The following is a 15,516-nucleotide window of genomic DNA, read 5'->3' on the forward strand; positions in this document are numbered from 1 at the left end:
TGCGAAGGGGCCAACACAGGTTAGATGGTATCAACTGTGTTGGTCGCAGTTGCCTATTTCACCCGCTTCATTTCCGCGTAATCGCCGCTGGCGCGTAGGGTGACAGTGACGTCGCTGGCGCCGCGATTGCGCCAGAACCAGCCGTGATTGCCTTTGAAAGCAGCTTCCAGCGTGCCCTCGCTTCCCGGCACGCCGCGCCCCTTTTCGTAGCTGACCGACTGGCCGCCGCCGTCGCCATGCATGTCGAAATTGACCACGCCGCCGTCCACCGTCCACGAATAGTTCGCCCTGGCGGCCTCGCGCATTACCAGCTTCACTTCCGCTCCCTCGCCGGGTGCCAGCGAAATCGCCATCTCGTCTTGATTTCCGGCCGGCTCGGCGGGTGCGGCCGGGATCGGCTGGGCGGGCGCTGCCATCGTTTCGGCGATCTCGGGCTCGGGCGTCACGGGCGAGGTTTCGGTTGGCACAACAGCGCCGACATTCACATCGTCCTGGGCAACAGGGCTTTGCGCAGGCGCATTAGCGCTGAGCGCCGCAAGCAATGTCTCGATGCGCTCAAGGCGAGCCGTCAGCTCTGGTGGAGAAGCGGCCTGCTGGAGTCTTGGCGCCGTGGCCTTCGCCACCATGGCAGCCTCGTCCGTTGCAGCCTCCGCCGCGAGCTGAGACTTGATCTCGCCCATCTTGGTTAGACCCAGCAGCCGCCCGGCACCGGTCGGGTCGACGGCGTATTCGGAAGGCATGACGATCGTCACAAGGATGGCGAATGCGGCCGATGCGGCAATGATGGTGGAGCGCCTGAGCTGTGCCGAAGAGGGCAGGTCAGCGCGATTGGGAAGATCCGAATTGTACATTGTGTCCGTTCCTTAAGATGCGATGAAAAGGCCGGTGAGTTGGTACCCGACTAGCAGGAACCCTGCGGTCATCATGACGACGTTGGCGGTGTAGGCATGGCGCCAGAAGCTTTTCGTGCGGCGCCAGTAGCCCATGAGGATGAGGATCGCGCCGAGTGCCAGCATCTGGCCGATCTCGACGCCGACATTGAAGGCGACGAGGTTGGGAACCAGTCCATCCTGCGATATTTCATAATCGAGGATCTTGGTTGCCAGGCCAAAGCCGTGGAAGAAGCCGAAGATCAGCGTCGCCACCTTGGTGTTCGGCTGGAAGCCCAGCCAGCGCTGGAAGGCGCCGAGATTATCGAGCGCCTTGTAGACGACAGAAAGGCCGATGATGGCATCTATCAGATAGGGATTGACCTTCCATCCGAAATAGACGCCGAGCAGCATCGTCGTCGAATGCCCGATGGCGAACAGGCTGACATAGATGCCGATGTGCTTCATCCGGTAGAGGAAGAAGATGACTCCGAACAGGAAAAGCAGGTGGTCATAGCCGGTCATCATGTGCTTGGCGCCGAGATAGACAAAGGAGATCAGGTGGACGCCGCTGATTTCCTGGATGTAGCCCTTGTCGCCGGCGGCAACGCCATGCGCGTAGGCAAGCCCGCATAAGGCAGGAAGGATGAGGATCGCCGCAAGGGCGCTGAGGACGAACTTGCCGGGTGCGATAGCAGCCGGCGCGCCGCCCCCTAAAAGGGGTCGTTGCATGGTTTGGTTCCCGAGAATGAGAGGAGTGTGGCCGGGACGGCCGCCGTTGTTTAAGCGGCAAAACCGCGTGGCGGTCGGTCGATATCTGAAGGCCGCGTAGTTACTGCCGCCGGTCGTTCCGTGCGCCGCCAGCTTTGCTGTTGCGGGCCAGCCAGCGAGACCGCGACGATCGCGGCGTCGGGGATGTCGTGCGAATGATCAGCGCCATGGGCGCCAGTGTGGGCATTCGTCTGCTGCCCGTCGGCCGCCTCATCGTCATGAACGTGGTCGTGGTCCGCAGCGGCGGCTGATTGCTCCAGCCCAGCCGGCAGGCATTGCGGCAAGGCATTGGCTGCGGGCAACGGGAAAAGCAGAACGGCAAGCCGCAGGATCGCCAGCAGCGCCAGACGCAAAATCCTTGAAGTCGAACTGTTCATGCCGCCGATCAATAAACTTTCATGCTTAATCAAAGATTGCCTTATCCGCTGATCGCGTCCGAATAATGGACGAGGCAGCGGTATTCAACCGGCATTCGGTCGCATTTGCCGATGCCCCCGCCAACAAGCCAATGACGGGGGCGCGAATCCGAGCATCTTACATTGACACTGTCCTCTCCAGGGGGATAGCATTTAAAGGTGAACGAGCGTCCCCACATCCACGAAACTCATCCCGACATCATCAAGCGGCTGAAGCGCGCCAATGGCCATTTGCGTGCCGTTGTCGAGATGATTGAAGCAAGACGGCCGTGCCTCGACATCGCCCAGCAGCTTCATGCTGTCGAGAAGGCCATTTCCCAAGCCAAGAAGACGCTGATCCAGGACCACCTCAACCACTGCCTGGAGGACGTCGTCGGACCGTTGGCGCGCGAGCAGCGCCGCTCGATCGACGAATTCAAGGACATCACCAAGTACCTTTGAGAGAGATTGTGATGGACAAGATACGCGACTGGTTCGGCTTGGGCCCGATGTCACAGGGTTTGGGCGGGCACGGCCATGACCATGGCGAGGGTGGCCATGGCCACACGCACGGCGTCATCGATCCGACGATCGCGACGACGACACGTGGCATCTGGGCGATCAAATGGTCGTTCGTCTTGCTGGCTATCACGGCGGTGCTTCAGCTGGTGGTCGTGTTCCTCTCAGGCAGTGTGGCGCTGCTTGCCGACACCATCCACAATGTCGGTGACGCCGTCACCGCCATCCCGTTGTGGGTCGCCTTCGTGCTGGCAAGGCGCAAGCCGAGCAAGACGTTCACCTACGGCCTGGGCCGGGTTGAAGACTTGGCCGGGATCATTATCGTTCTCATCATTCTTTTCAGCGCCATTGTCGCCGGCTATCAGGCGATCGACAGGCTGATCCATCCGGAACCGATCGCGTTTCTCGGGTGGGTCGCGATCGCCGGCCTGATAGGCTTCCTTGGCAACGAGGCGGTCGCCGTGTTCCGCATCCGCGTCGGCCGCGAGATCAATAGCGCCGCGCTGATCGCCGATGGCTATCATGCCCGCACCGATGGCTTCACCAGCCTGGCGGTGGTTCTCGGCGCAATCGGCGTCTGGTTGGGCTTCCCGCTTGCCGATCCGATCATCGGGCTTTTGATTACGGTAGCGATCTTCGCCATCGTCTGGCAGTCGTCGAAGGCAGTTTTGACGCGCATGCTGGACGGCGTCGAGCCTGGGATCGTCGACGAAATCCATCATGCGGCCGAGCATGTGCGCGGCATTGAGCGAGTCGCCCAGGTGCAGGCGCGCTGGATCGGCCATCGCCTGCATGCCGATATCGCCATCAAGATGGCAGATAACGCGACGGCGACCGATGTCGTCGGCATAACCGAAGCCCTGCGAGGGGAATTGTTCGATCACCTCCCGGCGCTCTCGGAGGCCAAGATCCGCCTGGAAGGCGAAAGCGAACCCGTGGTGGCAGGTTCCGGACACGCTCACCACGCGCCCGACCCGTTCAAGATCGCTTGCGATCTTGCGTCGGGGACGTTGGAAATTGTCCATACGCCCGCCGGCGAACGCATGAGCCTCACCATCGACAGCCATGCCGACGATATCGGAGCAACCGTGATCATCGACCGGCCGCAGGGGCCTGAAACTCTGCTTCTCGGTCCCGTCGCGGGCGATCACCACCGCCTCGAAAGCAGCGTCGCTCCCGCCGAGCCGCACGAGTTCGAGGCGAGGCTGATCCTGACCGCGAAGGGCAAGGAACAGATCCTGCCATTCAAGATGGTCGAGCCGGAAGGCCATCAGCACTGAGACCGCAATGATGGCTCACATTGGACATGGCTGGGAGCGAATAGGCAATCGGTCTTTCCGCGCGTTGGCGGTGCTTCTGCGCATTCGGGATTTCCTTTCTCCTCCTTCGCGGCGGGCGGAATTGTGGGGTATCTCTGCGGGCGACACGGTCGTCGACTATGGGTGCGGAACCGGGAGCTACTTGCCCGCTTTCGCCGATCTGGTCGGCCGTGGCGGACGCGTGTATGCGTTGGACGTTCACCCGCTAGCCATTGCGCGGCGCAGCGGCTGAAGGAGGAACGCAACCTGGCTGTCATCACACCGATGCAAGTGACCGGCTATCCGTCTCCGCTGGAGGCGGGCATTGCCGACTTCGTATGCGCTCTCGACATGTTCCACATGGTACGCGACCGCCTTGGACTTCTCGCTGAGTTCAGCCGTCTTCTCGATGACGAGGGTCGGCGGGTAATCGACCGCGGCCACATGTCTGAGAAGGAATTGCGGCAGGAACTGGCGCGATCCGGTCTCTGGCGCGTCGAGGGGACGGCCGGTGCGGCGCTGATTTGCGTACCGACGCGTCAGCAAGGGAATTGATATGCTGTCAGTGCTTGCAAACCGTACCTATCGGCATCTGTTCCTGGCGCAGGTCATCGCGCTCATCGGCACCGGCCTTGCCACAGTTGCGCTGGGCCTTTTGGCCTACGATCTTGCTGGCGCCAATGCGGGTGCCGTTCTAGGCACTGCGCTCGCCATCAAGATGATCGCCTATGTCGGTGTCGCGCCCGTGGCGGCGGCTTTCGCCGAGCGCTTGCCGCGCCGCACCATGCTTGTGTCGCTCGATCTCGTCCGGGCAGCGGTCGCCGTCTTCCTACCCTTCGTCACCGAGGTCTGGCAGATCTATGTCCTGATCTTCATCCTGCAGGCGGCCTCGGCCGGCTTCACCCCGACCTTCCAGGCGTCGATCCCGGACGTGCTGCCCAAGGAGAAGGACTACACACGGGCGCTGTCGCTGTCGCGGCTGGCCTACGATCTGGAGAGTGTGGTCAGTCCGATACTGGCGGCGGCACTGCTTTCCGTCATCAGCTTCCACAGCCTGTTCGCCGGCACGGTCATTGGCTTCCTGGCGTCGGCGGCGCTGGTGGTGTCGGTGGTTCTGCCGAGCCCAAAACCCTCTGAGCCGCGCGGCATCTATGAGCGCACGACCCGCGGCATCCGCATCTATCTGGCGACTCCGAGATTGCGCGGCCTTTTGGCGCTCAATCTCGCCGTCGCCGCTGCCAGCGCCATGGTCATCGTCAACACGGTCGTGCTGGTGCAGGCGAAGTTCGGCCTTTCCCAGAGCGACACGGCGTTTGCCCTTGCCGCCTTCGGCGGCGGCTCGATGATCGCGGCGCTCGTCCTGCCGCGGTTGCTGGACAGCATCCCGGATCGGGTTGCGATGCTGTCGGGCGCCGGTCTGCTGGTCGCCGGGGTATTCGCCGGGCCGCTCGCCATCAGCTATCAACTGCTTTTGCCGCTCTGGTTCGCGCTCGGGCTTGGCTACTCGCTGGCGCAGACCCCGTCTGGTCGGCTGATCAAGCGTTCCGCCGATCCCGTCGACCGGCCGGCATTGTTTGCTGCGCAATTTGCGCTCTCACATGCCTGCTGGCTCATCACCTATCCGATCGCCGGGCTCGTCGGCGCGGCCATGGGCCTGTCCTTCACCTTCACCCTGCTTGGGATCATCGGCGCTGCGGCGCTTGTTGCGGCAATGTGGTTGTGGCCGCGTCACGATCCCGATGTCCTCACCCATGCCCATGACGATCTGCCGGATGGGCATTCGCATCTCGAGAACGCCGTCTCGACCGAAGCAGGTTTCGAGCACGCGCATGGCTATGTCGTCGACGATCGGCACCCAAAATGGCCGAAAACGAGTTGACCGGCCACAATGCTGGGAGATGTTGCCGCCTTCGGCGGACTGTTCCTGACCGCGTTCGCCGCAGCAACAATTCTGCCGCTGCAGTCGGAGGCGGTGCTGGCCGGCCTGCTGCTGGCGGGAAGCCAGTCGCCGGCAGCGCTGATCCTGGTCGCGACCGTCGGAAACGTAATCGGTTCGGTGGTCAACTGGCTGCTCGGCCGCGGCATCGATCGCTTTCGCGACCGCAAATGGTTTCCGGTCAAGCACGCAGCTCTCGACCGCGCAGCGGCGCGCTACCGCCGTTACGGACGTTGGAGCTTGCTGCTGAGTTGGGTTCCCGTCATCGGCGATCCGCTGACGGTAGTGGCCGGGGTTCTGCGCGAGCCGCTCTGGAGCTTCGTTGCGATCGTCACGATCGCAAAAGCCGGCCGCTATCTCGTGCTGGCGGGCGCAATCCTGAGCTGGATGTAGGCCGCAGCCGCGACCAGGCAGCTCGCTGGGGTAAAACTCTCCGGCGATTTTCCGGCTTTATGTCTATACAAACTGACAACTATGTCTATACAAATTAGCTAGCGTGCATATGATCGTTGTCAATCAAACAAAAAAGGGGAACTGACATGAGGACTCTCGACCGACGCAATTTCTTGGCCTCCACAGCGGGCCTTGCCTTCATTGCCACCTTTCCGCGCGCCGCCTACTCGGAGGGGCATGAAACGCTGAAGGTCGCGGTCGCTGCGGAAACCGGCGATCTCGACCTGTTGCAGAATGTCTCCACGCTGAGCTCCTACACGGTCGTGTTCGACGCCCTGATCCACTACGGCAAGGACGGAGCGCTCGAGCCCGGGCTCGCCACCAAGTGGGCCGTCGCCGACGATCAGCTTTCAATTGCCTTCGATCTGCGTGAAGGTGTCGCCTTCAGCGACGGCACGCCATTCGATTCGGCCGCCGCCGAGTGGAACCTCAAGCGCTGGCTGGGCGTCGCGGATTTCTCATGGATCGGTGTGTCCGACGCATTCGACAGCATCGTCACCGATGGACCCAACAAGCTGACGATCAAGCTGAAGCGTCCGGTGCCCGCCGCCTTGCTGGAGCTCACCATCGTGCGTCCGGTGCGGTTCCTGTCGCCGAAGGCTGTCGACGCCAGCGGCAAGCAGACCGCTCCGGTCGGCACCGGGCCTTGGATCGTCGAAAGCTACGATTCCTCGGGCACCGTGCTTGTGCGCAACGACAAATACTGGGGCGAGAAGCCACTGTTTGCTCGTATGGAGCTGAAGGTGGTTCCCGACGAACTCGCCCGCGCCAACGCCCTGCGTTCCGGCGACCTCGACGTGATCGGCGGCGACTGGGTGGCGACGCTGTCGCCGCGCCGCGCCCGCGCGCTTGAAAAGGACGGCATGAAAGTGGTGGCGGAAGCCGGCACCGCAACCATGCTGCTCGGCTATTCGCCGAAGGCCAAGATGATGGCCGACAAGGCCGTGCGAGAGGCCATCTATGTCTCGGTCGACCGCGCCGCGATCGCGAAGGTGCTGTTCGAAGGCTACGCAGATCCGGCGGCGGATCTCTTCCCGGCCAACGTGCCTTCGTCGGGCAAGCGGCATGACGTGCCGGTGCGCGACGTCGCCGCGGCCAGGAAGATCCTTGCCGATGGCGGCTGGAGCGAGAGCGGCGGCGCCTGGACCAAGGACGGCGCGCCGCTGACAATCGATTTCCTCGTTTCTGAGGAGTCGCTGCCCGGCTCGCGCCGCATCGCCGAGATGATCCAGGGTCAGCTGTCCGAGGTCGGCTTCCAGGTTCAGGTCTCGTCGGTCGACAACGCCACCATGCACGACCGTCGCCCGGCGTTCGAATATGATCTTGCCTTCTTCACCACCTATGGCGCGCCCTATGATCCGCACGGCACGCTCGGCAACTCGTTCGTATCCACCGCCGACAGCGGGCCGGACGGCAAGATCTATGTTTCCCCGGAGCTTGATGGCGTGGTCAAGGCCGCTCTCGAAGCAAGCGGCGACGAACGCGAGGCCAAGATGCAGGCGCTCTACGACTGGCTGCACGACAACCGGGCGATCTGCCCGCTCGTCGTCAGCCAGCGGCTGTGGGCGCACAATCCTCGTGTCGAGAACTTCGCGCTTCCCGCGACGGACTACGACCTGCCGTTCAAGGCCATCACACTGAAGGCCTGAACGCATCGAACCTGCAGGGGGAGTTCCGATGAGACGCACGATTCTGCGAAGGATATTGCTTGCCTGTCTGCTGGTCGTGGCGGCATCGGCATTGACCTTTACCCTGGTTGCCGCCGCGCCGGGCAACGTCGCCGCGCTCATGGCTGAGCGCGCGGCGGGTCCGGGCGCCGATGCCGAAATGATCAAGAAGATCGGCGAGGACCTCGGACTCTATGATCCACTGCCGGTCCGCTACGGCCGATGGCTTTTCAGCGCCATCACCGGCGATCTCGGCATCTCGCTGCGCACCGGCAAGCCGATCGCGCACGAGTTCGCCGCCCGCATCCCGATGACGGCGGCGCTGCTTGCGGGCGGCGGCATTCTCGCTTTTTTCCTGTCGCTGGCGCTCGGCGTTGCCGGTGCAGTCAGCAATGGTGGCGCGATGGACCGGTTCCTCCACGCCTTCTCGCTGGTCGGCGCCTCGACGCCGAACTTCTTCGTGGCGGCGCTGCTGGTCATCGTCTTTTCGGTGATGCTGGGCTGGTTGCCGACCTTCGGCGTCAGCGGCTTCACCTCGTGGCTCTTGCCGTGGGTGACGATCGCGCTGTTTCCGGCATCGGTGCTGAGCCGAGTCGTCCGCGTCAACCTGCAGGAGGCCATGTCGCGGCCCTTCGCAACGACCGGCTTCGCGAAGGGCTATACCAGGACGCAGGTCCTGATGCGTGAGGCTCTGCCCAACATCGCCATCCCGTTCCTGACCACATTCGGCGCCCAGTTCACGCTGATGATCATCGGTTCGATCGTGGTCGAAACGGTGTTTGCGCTACGCGGCATCGGCGCCTTCTTCATCGATGCAATCCGCTTCCGCGACTTCGTTGGCATGCAGTCGGTTCTGTTGTTGTTCGTGGTGTTCTTCGTCGTCGTCAACCTGATGGTTGACGTGATCTGCATGTTTGCAGACCCGCGCACGCGCCGAGCAAGAGGAGCCTGATCCGATGAACATGTCCTTGTTCAGGAGCATGAAAGACTGGCCTTGGCTGGTGCTGCTGCCAGTCGTCTTCTTTGTCGCGGTCGGTGTGTTCGGTCCCTCGATCATGCCTTACGATCCCGGCGCGCAGGATTACGACGCCACGCTTGCGGGGCCAGGCTGGGCCCACTGGCTGGGCACTGACTATCTCGGCCGCGATATTCTGAGCCGCATCATCGGCGGCGCCCGCATCTCGCTGGTGGCGATGGCGGTCGTACTGGTGGCCGCACTTGCCATCGGCGTCAGCATCGGTTCGTTCGCAGGCTATGTCGGCGGCCGCGTCGAACTGGTGTTGATCAGCCTGATAGATATAGCGCTGGCGCTGCCAAGCCTGGTGATCGCGCTGGCGCTGATCGGGATTCTCGGCACCGGCTACTGGTCGATGATCACGGCGCTGACGCTCGCGTGGTGGGCAAACTATGCCCGCATGAGCCGCGCCGTAGTCACCGCCGAATTGCAGCAGCCCTATATCGAAGCGGCAAGGGTAATGGGCGCCAGCCATCTGTGGATCTTCGTCCGCCATATCCTGCCGCATGTTCTGGCCCTCGTCGTGGTCTATGCCAGTGCCGATGCCGGCGCCCTTGTTCTGGCCATCGCAACGCTGAGCTTCCTCGGCCTCGGCGTTGCGCCGCCGGCGCCGGAATGGGGCCAGATGCTGGTCGACGGCATGAGCTACATCGAGGAATACCCAAGGCTGGTTGTCCTTCCGGGCCTTGCGCTCACTATGGTGGTGGTCAGCTTCAACCTGCTGGGCGAGACCTTCGCGCTGCAGAAAGTGCCGAGGCCGGTGCGTGGCGGATTGCTGCGCAAGCGTCGCAAGGCGCGTGCCGTTGAGGAAGCCCAGCGGAACGCCGTCGAAACGGGAACAGCCGCGCCATGAGCGACGAGCCGATCTACTCCATCGAAAATCTGGTCATCGATCTGTACGCCACGACCGTTTCCGTGCGCGCGGTCGATGGGGTGTCGTTCAAAGTCCGTCCCGGCGAGACAGTCGCCGTCGTCGGCGAGAGCGGTTCGGGCAAGACCGTCATGACGCTTGGGCCGCTCGGCCTGCTGCCCGAGGGCGTCACCGTCGACATCAAGGGATCGGCGCGAGCCGAAGCGAGCGAACTGGTCGGAATGGAGTCCAGGCGCTTGTCTGACCTTCGCGGCCGCTATTTCGGCGTCATCTTTCAGGACCCGATGAGCGCGCTGAACCCGATGCTGAAGATCGGACCGCAACTGGCGCGCCAGGCTCGCCGCTTTGCCAATCTCTCCCATGCGGATGCCCGCAAGGAAGCGGTCTCGCTACTCGCCCGCACCGGCATCCCGGACCCGGAAGACCGCTACGATCGCTATCCTCATGAAATGTCTGGCGGCATGCTGCAACGCGCCATGATCGCGCTGGCCCTGGCAAGCCGGCCGCGCGTGCTGATCGCCGACGAGCCGACCACCGCGCTGGATGCCACGGTGCAGGCGCAGATTCTGGAGCTCATCCGCCAAATCCAGCGCGAGGAAGGCATTGCCGTCGTGCTGATCACGCACGACATCGGCGTCGTCGCCTCGGTGGCGGACCGGGTCATGGTTCTCTATGCCGGCCAGGTGGCGGAGGAGGGGACCGCAATGGCTGTGCTGACGCAGCCGACGCATCCCTATACGCGCGGGCTGCTCGCCTCGGTACCGGATTTCCGCGCCGACGAACGCGCCGCCGCAAAGGAAATACCGGGCCTGCCGCCGAACCAGATCAAGCTGGAGCCGGGCTGCCGCTTCGCCGCCCGCTGCGAGCTCGTTGAGCCCGCGTGCCGCGTGCATCGGCCGCGGTTGCAGACGATCTCGACGGCCGGGACTCCGCACAAGGTGGCATGCCCGGTGGTGCTGAGACGGGAAGGGATTGCGGTCCATGTCTGATGCTGCTGCAATTGAAGTCAGGGGACTGAAAGTCCATTTCGCCAACCGCTCCGGCACCGGCGCCGTGCGCGCCGTCGACGGCATCGATCTCACCATTCCGCGCGGCGCCTTCCACGGCATTGTCGGGGAGTCCGGCTGCGGCAAGACCACGCTCGCGCGCACCATTGTCGGCCTGCAGAAGGAGACAGAGGGTACGGTGCTGATTTCGGGGCGGGATCGCGCCCAGTGGCTGAAGTCGGACCGCACATCGTTCAGCCGCGAGGTCCAGTTCGTCTTCCAGGATCCGCTGGGCTCGATGAGCCGCCGCCAGACAGTCTACCAGACGCTGGAAGAGCCGTTGCAGATCCATCGGCTTGGCTCTTCGGCCGAGCGCCGGCGCCGCATCGGCGAGCTGCTGGATCTGGTGGCGCTGCCGGCGACCGTGCTCGATCGCCTGCCGCGCTCGCTCTCCGGCGGCCAGCGCCAGCGCGTCTCGATCGCCCGCGCGCTTGCGCTGAACCCATCGATCCTGGTCTGTGACGAACCGCTCAGCGCGCTCGACGTTTCGATCCGGGCGCAGATCGTCAACCTGTTCACGTCGCTGCAGAAGCAGCTTGGCCTCACCATCGTCATCGTTGCGCATGACTTGGCGATCGTGCGCGAAGTCTGCTCTGGCGTGACGGTTATGTATCTCGGCCGCATCGCGGAAGCCGGCCTGACGCGGCCGCTGTTTCGCGAGCCGGCGCATCCCTACAGCCAGGCGCTGCTTTCGGCGGTTCCCTCTCCCGATCCGCGCATCGAAGCTGGCCGCCGCCGGATCATCCTCGCCGGCGATCCTCCAAGCCCCAGCGCGCCGCCGCCTGGCTGCCGCTTCAACACGCGCTGTCCTGTGGCGATCGATGTCTGCCGGGTCGAGGAACCGATACTGCGGACCGTGCCGCATGGCGGCCTGGCGGCCTGCCACCTGGCCGACGGCGAGCGGCGGCCGGTGATCTGAGCTGGAGCCGGGCTCAGGTGACCGCGCCGCCGTGAAGCTTAACTGATGATTAATACGTTGATGTAAAACGAATCCATGCCGAGTTTGGTTTTCCCTTGGCGCCTGCGCCGCCTCATCGTTGCAATCATCGCTCTGGTCGTGCTGATGGTTTCATTCGACGTGCACACCAATTCGTCGATGGTGCCCGATGAATCGGCGCTGGAAATGAGCCACGCTCACGAGGGCGGCGACGAAGCGGCGGTAGGCTGTCCCATCAGAGCACCCACCACGATCACCATTCGGAAATGGTGTTTGCGACCGGTCTCGTTTTTGTCGGTTCGTCGATCGAGTACCGCCGTCCATTGGATCAGCCAGGCCGCGTCTACGTTCCAAACGTCCTCGATCGTCCTCCGCAAGCCGCTCCGTGCTGATGCACTGAGCGCAAAGGGCCACGGCGCGCCACGCGCCTTCTCAATCCGCTCAGTGCCCACCCGTTGATCCGTCGCGATCACTCCTGTTGGCCATTTAGCGGAATGACACCACCATGTTTGCTGCAGCTGCGCATGCGCGGAGAGCGGTTCTCCGTAACTTCGAACGCATTGACTATAAGCCTGACCCCGAGGCTTGACGATCGAACTTCCTGACGGCGCAACCGTACGTTGGCGTTCAACCCCAGCTTCAACGCCTGGACCGAAAAGGTAAGAGCTCGCGATATCGGGGCAAGGAAATGAACGTCATGCCGACTTCGCCGATAGTCTTCGACAAGCGAGTGAGACAGTCGCGCCGTCGCGTGGCGATAGTCATGCTGATCTTTGCTGGCCTCTATGCGGCGATCGGATCGCGGCTGGTGTGGCTTGGAAACCAGCGGCCGGCCAAGCGGGTCCAATCCGTGGTCCCGCCTTCAGTCGCACGGCCCGATATTGTTGACAGATCCGGTCTGACGCTCGCGATGGATTTGCCAAGCGTCTCCGTTTACGCGGAACCGCGAAGGATGCTGGACCTGGATGAAGCGGCGGAGGGACTGGTCGAGATCTTTCCCGACATGGATATGCTGGAGCTGCGCAAGCGCCTCGACAGCGATGCCGCCTTTACCTGGATCAAACGCGTTGCCACCGCGGCAGAGAAGGACCAGATCATGGCGCTCGGGATTCCAGGTGTTGGCTTCCGTGAAGAGACAAGGCGGCTCTATACCAACGGCCCGACAGGCGCGCATATGCTGGGTGCGGTCAACGTTGACAATTTCGGCATTGCAGGCATCGAGAAATGGATCGATGCCCAGGGTCTCAACGACCTCAAGGCGAGCGGCCTGAAATTCAGGCGGGACGATCTTGCTCCAGTCGCCCTTAGCATGGATCTCAGGGTCCAGTATGCCTTAACCGACGAATTGCGCAAGGCGGTCACCCGGTTCAACGCCATCGCCGGCGCCGGGCTGGTTCTCGACGTCAGCAATGGTGAGGTCATCGCTCTTGTTTCCTTGCCTGACTTCGACCCCAATTTTGCCGTCGACGCCCTGAAGGCAGACCGCATCAACCGCATCAATGTCGGGTACCTACGAAAGCCACGCCCAATATCCCCGCGAAATCCAGTCGTAAGTGGAAGCCATGCTTCAGCAAGCGGCTCTATCGCGAGCGCAACCTCATTGAGCGCTTCTTCTCCAAGCTGAAGCATTTCCGCCGCGTTGCTACGCGCTACGATAAGTTGGCCGACAACTTCCTCGCTATGATCCAACTCGCCTCAATTCGCCTTTGGCTTCGCGATTATGAGTCTACAACCTAGTGAAGCATAGGCAAGCGGCTTTGCCCCACAGGCCAAGGCAGCCGCCAAGACCAACATGAGACTGTTCCCGGCACGACGATGCTCGACCTCATCGGCGGGGCTATATCGCCGCGCCGCGGCTCAGCGAAAGGTCCCGGCGCAGGCCCATGAACTCGATCGGTTGAACAATTGGTTCCGCCAAGAGTGAATCGTTGCCCGACGGGGTCCCACTGTCGGTCAAGTCGAGCGATAACAAGGAGGCGTAACATTCGTGGTCTTTGCTTCATCGCGTCGGTTGTCGCGGCTCTCATCCTCAGCCGCATCCCTCGCGATGGTCAGGGGAGAATACGCCGACCCGAACTGAGGATTTCAAGCGGTTAGCCGCAGATATCCTGTCCACCAAATCGAGCCATGAGATGATTCCTCGCGCCCTTCCGCTTGAAATCCGGTCTTCTAAACGTCGGGCTTGCTTTCGGGGAACCTCATGCCGCGCAGCCCGTTGCTGAGAATCCTCAGGAAGCCTTTTTGCGCATCGGAGCTGCTCGAGGGCGGAAGCACTTGGTTAGGACAAGGATCATCATCATGAGCAAATACGCTGCGGTTTTCAGTGGTCTCGTCCTTATGCTAGGCATCGGGGAGGCTCGCGCGGACGTGAAACTCGACGTCACATATTCGACTTACGAATTGCGGGGCCTTAGCCAGAAAGCGATACATGAAGACTTGCACCGGGTCGGCAAAAGGGAGGGAGACGACATTATTGAAGGCGAGGTGGCAGATTATTGGGACTGGAATTTCCGGTTGGCGGCGGTGGATAATTCCTGCCGGGTCAGTTCGGACGAAATCATTCTCAAACTCAACATTCTACTACCGACCTGGGTTGACGAGGCGCGCGCCGATCCAGCGGTGCGCGCGGCCTGGAATACCTACTTCCAAGAACTTAAGGCCCATGAGGATGGTCACAAAACGATTGCTGTGGATGCGGCCGAACGGATCAGCAAGCTGACGCACGGCGCCACGGCCCCCGGTTCATGCAAGGCTCTGGGGCACTCCCTTGATCGCGCAGCCGAAAAGATTGTCGAGAATGCGGAAAATGCCCAGAATCAGCTCGATGCCAACCCAAAGCCATTCGCACTCGAATAGATCGACATTGCTGTCATTTTTCTTCCTAGATTGTGCGGTTTTGCTCGAGCAGGTGCTGAAACGCTCTCCGGTGAACGGACGGCTCACCGCTCTTCGTTGCGACTTGGTATACTATCGCTACGGGCCTCGTGCTCGGCTATCGGTGCGACTCCCCTTCAAGTCACCAAGCCTCACGCAAGGCACGCGTCCTATCGGTTAGGCTGACGTGATGCGGAAGGATCTGTCGTGGGCATTCTGATCGGACTGGTGGTGACGCTCGGCTGTGTTCTCGGCGGCTTCATGGCGATGGGCCCCATCTTCGCGTGCTGATACAGCCCTGGGAAGCGGTGATCATTTGCGGCGCGGCTTTGGGTACCTTCCTCGTCGCCAATCCGATGAAGACCGTCAAGGACACCGGCAAAGGCATACTCGAAGCGTTCAAGCAGGCGGTGCCGAAGGAACAGGACTATCTCGAAACGCTCGGCGTGCTGCACAGCCTGATGCGCGAACTGCGCTCGAAGTCGCGCAGCGAGGTCGAGGCGCATATCGACAATCCGGAGGAGTCCGCGATCTTCCAGGCGTTCTCGGCGATGGCCAATTGCAACGATAAGGTCCGAGCTGTTGCTAATACTGGCGCGGGAAGGTGTATGGCAGGTTGGCAAAATATCTGACGCATGGCCCCCTTCACCGGGGAGCAGATCGTGGATGTCTGGACCACTCCGACGCTGTGTCGTAGCACTGCAAACCAACACGTGTCGCGCGCCCGCGCCAGCGCGATGACGGTTGTGTGCGTCAAGTTCTGCAAAATGGGGCAGCCACGATGCTGGTCATGCGGCTTGGCGCAGAGCGAGCTTCTTGTGCTCGCGCAGGTCGTCCATGTTGATGTATCGGTTGGCCTCCATCC

General features: G+C 62.4%; 17 protein-coding genes and 2 pseudogenes. 16 read left to right on the forward strand and 3 right to left on the reverse strand.

Annotation, left to right across the window (positions count from 1 at the left end):
• Positions 1–53: 53 nt before the first annotated feature.
• From NKJ78_RS27945 to NKJ78_RS27955, 3 genes are read right to left on the reverse strand one after another with little or no spacing between them, the layout of a single operon-like run.
• Positions 54–851, reverse strand: coding sequence for a hypothetical protein (locus tag NKJ78_RS27945; RefSeq protein WP_352460625.1), 798 nt, complete (start codon positions 849–851; stop codon positions 54–56).
• Between the two features lie 12 nt (positions 852–863).
• Positions 864–1,601, reverse strand: a complete 738-nt coding sequence (locus NKJ78_RS27950) for a HupE/UreJ family protein (protein ID WP_352460624.1) — start codon at positions 1,599–1,601, stop codon at positions 864–866.
• 50 nt (positions 1,602–1,651) lie between these two features.
• Entirely contained in the window at positions 1,652–2,029 is a 378-nt protein-coding gene (locus NKJ78_RS27955) for a hypothetical protein (RefSeq protein ID WP_352460623.1), read from the reverse strand.
• A 186-nt stretch (positions 2,030–2,215) separates the two neighbouring features.
• Between NKJ78_RS27955 and NKJ78_RS27960 the strand changes: the two genes are divergently transcribed.
• From NKJ78_RS27960 to NKJ78_RS28035, 16 genes and pseudogenes are all read left to right on the forward strand, one after another.
• Positions 2,216–2,497 carry a metal-sensing transcriptional repressor gene (locus tag NKJ78_RS27960; protein ID WP_352460622.1) on the forward strand — a complete coding sequence of 94 codons (282 nt, stop codon included), beginning with the start codon at positions 2,216–2,218 and terminating at the stop codon, positions 2,495–2,497.
• Positions 2,498–2,505: 8 nt separating this feature from the next.
• Positions 2,506–3,834, forward strand: coding sequence for a cation diffusion facilitator family transporter (locus NKJ78_RS27965; protein ID WP_502901612.1), 1,329 nt, complete (start codon positions 2,506–2,508; stop codon positions 3,832–3,834).
• A 162-nt stretch (positions 3,835–3,996) separates the two neighbouring features.
• Positions 3,997–4,407 (forward strand): methyltransferase domain-containing protein, encoded by a 411-nt coding sequence (locus NKJ78_RS27970; RefSeq protein WP_352562749.1) that lies wholly within the window; start codon positions 3,997–3,999, stop codon positions 4,405–4,407.
• A 1-nt stretch (position 4,408) separates the two neighbouring features.
• Positions 4,409–5,731 (forward strand): MFS transporter, encoded by a 1,323-nt coding sequence (locus NKJ78_RS27975; RefSeq protein WP_352460620.1) that lies wholly within the window; start codon positions 4,409–4,411, stop codon positions 5,729–5,731.
• A 9-nt stretch (positions 5,732–5,740) separates the two neighbouring features.
• Positions 5,741–6,181, forward strand: a complete 441-nt coding sequence (locus NKJ78_RS27980) for a YqaA family protein (RefSeq protein WP_352460619.1) — start codon at positions 5,741–5,743, stop codon at positions 6,179–6,181.
• 146 nt (positions 6,182–6,327) lie between these two features.
• Positions 6,328–7,890 (forward strand): ABC transporter substrate-binding protein, encoded by a 1,563-nt coding sequence (locus tag NKJ78_RS27985; protein WP_352460618.1) that lies wholly within the window; start codon positions 6,328–6,330, stop codon positions 7,888–7,890.
• A gap of 28 nt (positions 7,891–7,918) precedes the next feature.
• Entirely contained in the window at positions 7,919–8,860 is a 942-nt protein-coding gene (locus tag NKJ78_RS27990) for an ABC transporter permease (RefSeq protein WP_352460617.1), read from the forward strand.
• 4 nt (positions 8,861–8,864) lie between these two features.
• Positions 8,865–9,776 carry an ABC transporter permease gene (locus tag NKJ78_RS27995; protein WP_352460616.1) on the forward strand — a complete coding sequence of 304 codons (912 nt, stop codon included), beginning with the start codon at positions 8,865–8,867 and terminating at the stop codon, positions 9,774–9,776.
• On the forward strand, positions 9,773–10,783 hold the full coding sequence (locus NKJ78_RS28000; protein WP_352460614.1) for an ABC transporter ATP-binding protein: 1,011 nt from the start codon (positions 9,773–9,775) through the stop codon (positions 10,781–10,783). The genes NKJ78_RS27995 and NKJ78_RS28000 overlap by 4 nt, the downstream gene beginning before the upstream one ends.
• Positions 10,776–11,759 carry an ABC transporter ATP-binding protein gene (locus NKJ78_RS28005; RefSeq protein ID WP_352460613.1) on the forward strand — a complete coding sequence of 328 codons (984 nt, stop codon included), beginning with the start codon at positions 10,776–10,778 and terminating at the stop codon, positions 11,757–11,759. Before NKJ78_RS28000 ends, NKJ78_RS28005 begins: the two co-directional genes overlap by 8 nt.
• Before the next feature lie 75 nt (positions 11,760–11,834).
• A complete protein-coding gene (locus NKJ78_RS28010) occupies positions 11,835–12,236 on the forward strand; it encodes a hypothetical protein (protein WP_352460612.1) in 402 nt (133 codons plus the stop codon).
• 304 nt (positions 12,237–12,540) lie between these two features.
• On the forward strand, positions 12,541–13,401 hold the full coding sequence (locus tag NKJ78_RS28015) for a penicillin-binding protein 2 (protein WP_352562750.1): 861 nt from the start codon (positions 12,541–12,543) through the stop codon (positions 13,399–13,401).
• Positions 13,296–13,514: pseudogene (locus NKJ78_RS28020) on the forward strand (transposase); the annotation flags it as partial. The gene NKJ78_RS28015 and the pseudogene NKJ78_RS28020, both read left to right, overlap by 106 nt.
• A 561-nt stretch (positions 13,515–14,075) precedes the next feature.
• Positions 14,076–14,633, forward strand: coding sequence for a DUF922 domain-containing protein (locus NKJ78_RS28025; protein WP_352460610.1), 558 nt, complete (start codon positions 14,076–14,078; stop codon positions 14,631–14,633).
• Between the two features lie 225 nt (positions 14,634–14,858).
• A pseudogene (locus NKJ78_RS28030) lies at positions 14,859–15,220 on the forward strand (motility-associated protein); the annotation flags it as partial.
• 66 nt (positions 15,221–15,286) lie between these two features.
• The coding region (locus NKJ78_RS28035; RefSeq protein WP_352562751.1) for a hypothetical protein at positions 15,287–15,516 on the forward strand (230 nt) is incomplete at its 3' end.

The organism is Mesorhizobium sp. M0037 (assembly GCF_040323635.1).
GTDB lineage: Bacteria > Pseudomonadota > Alphaproteobacteria > Rhizobiales > Rhizobiaceae > Mesorhizobium.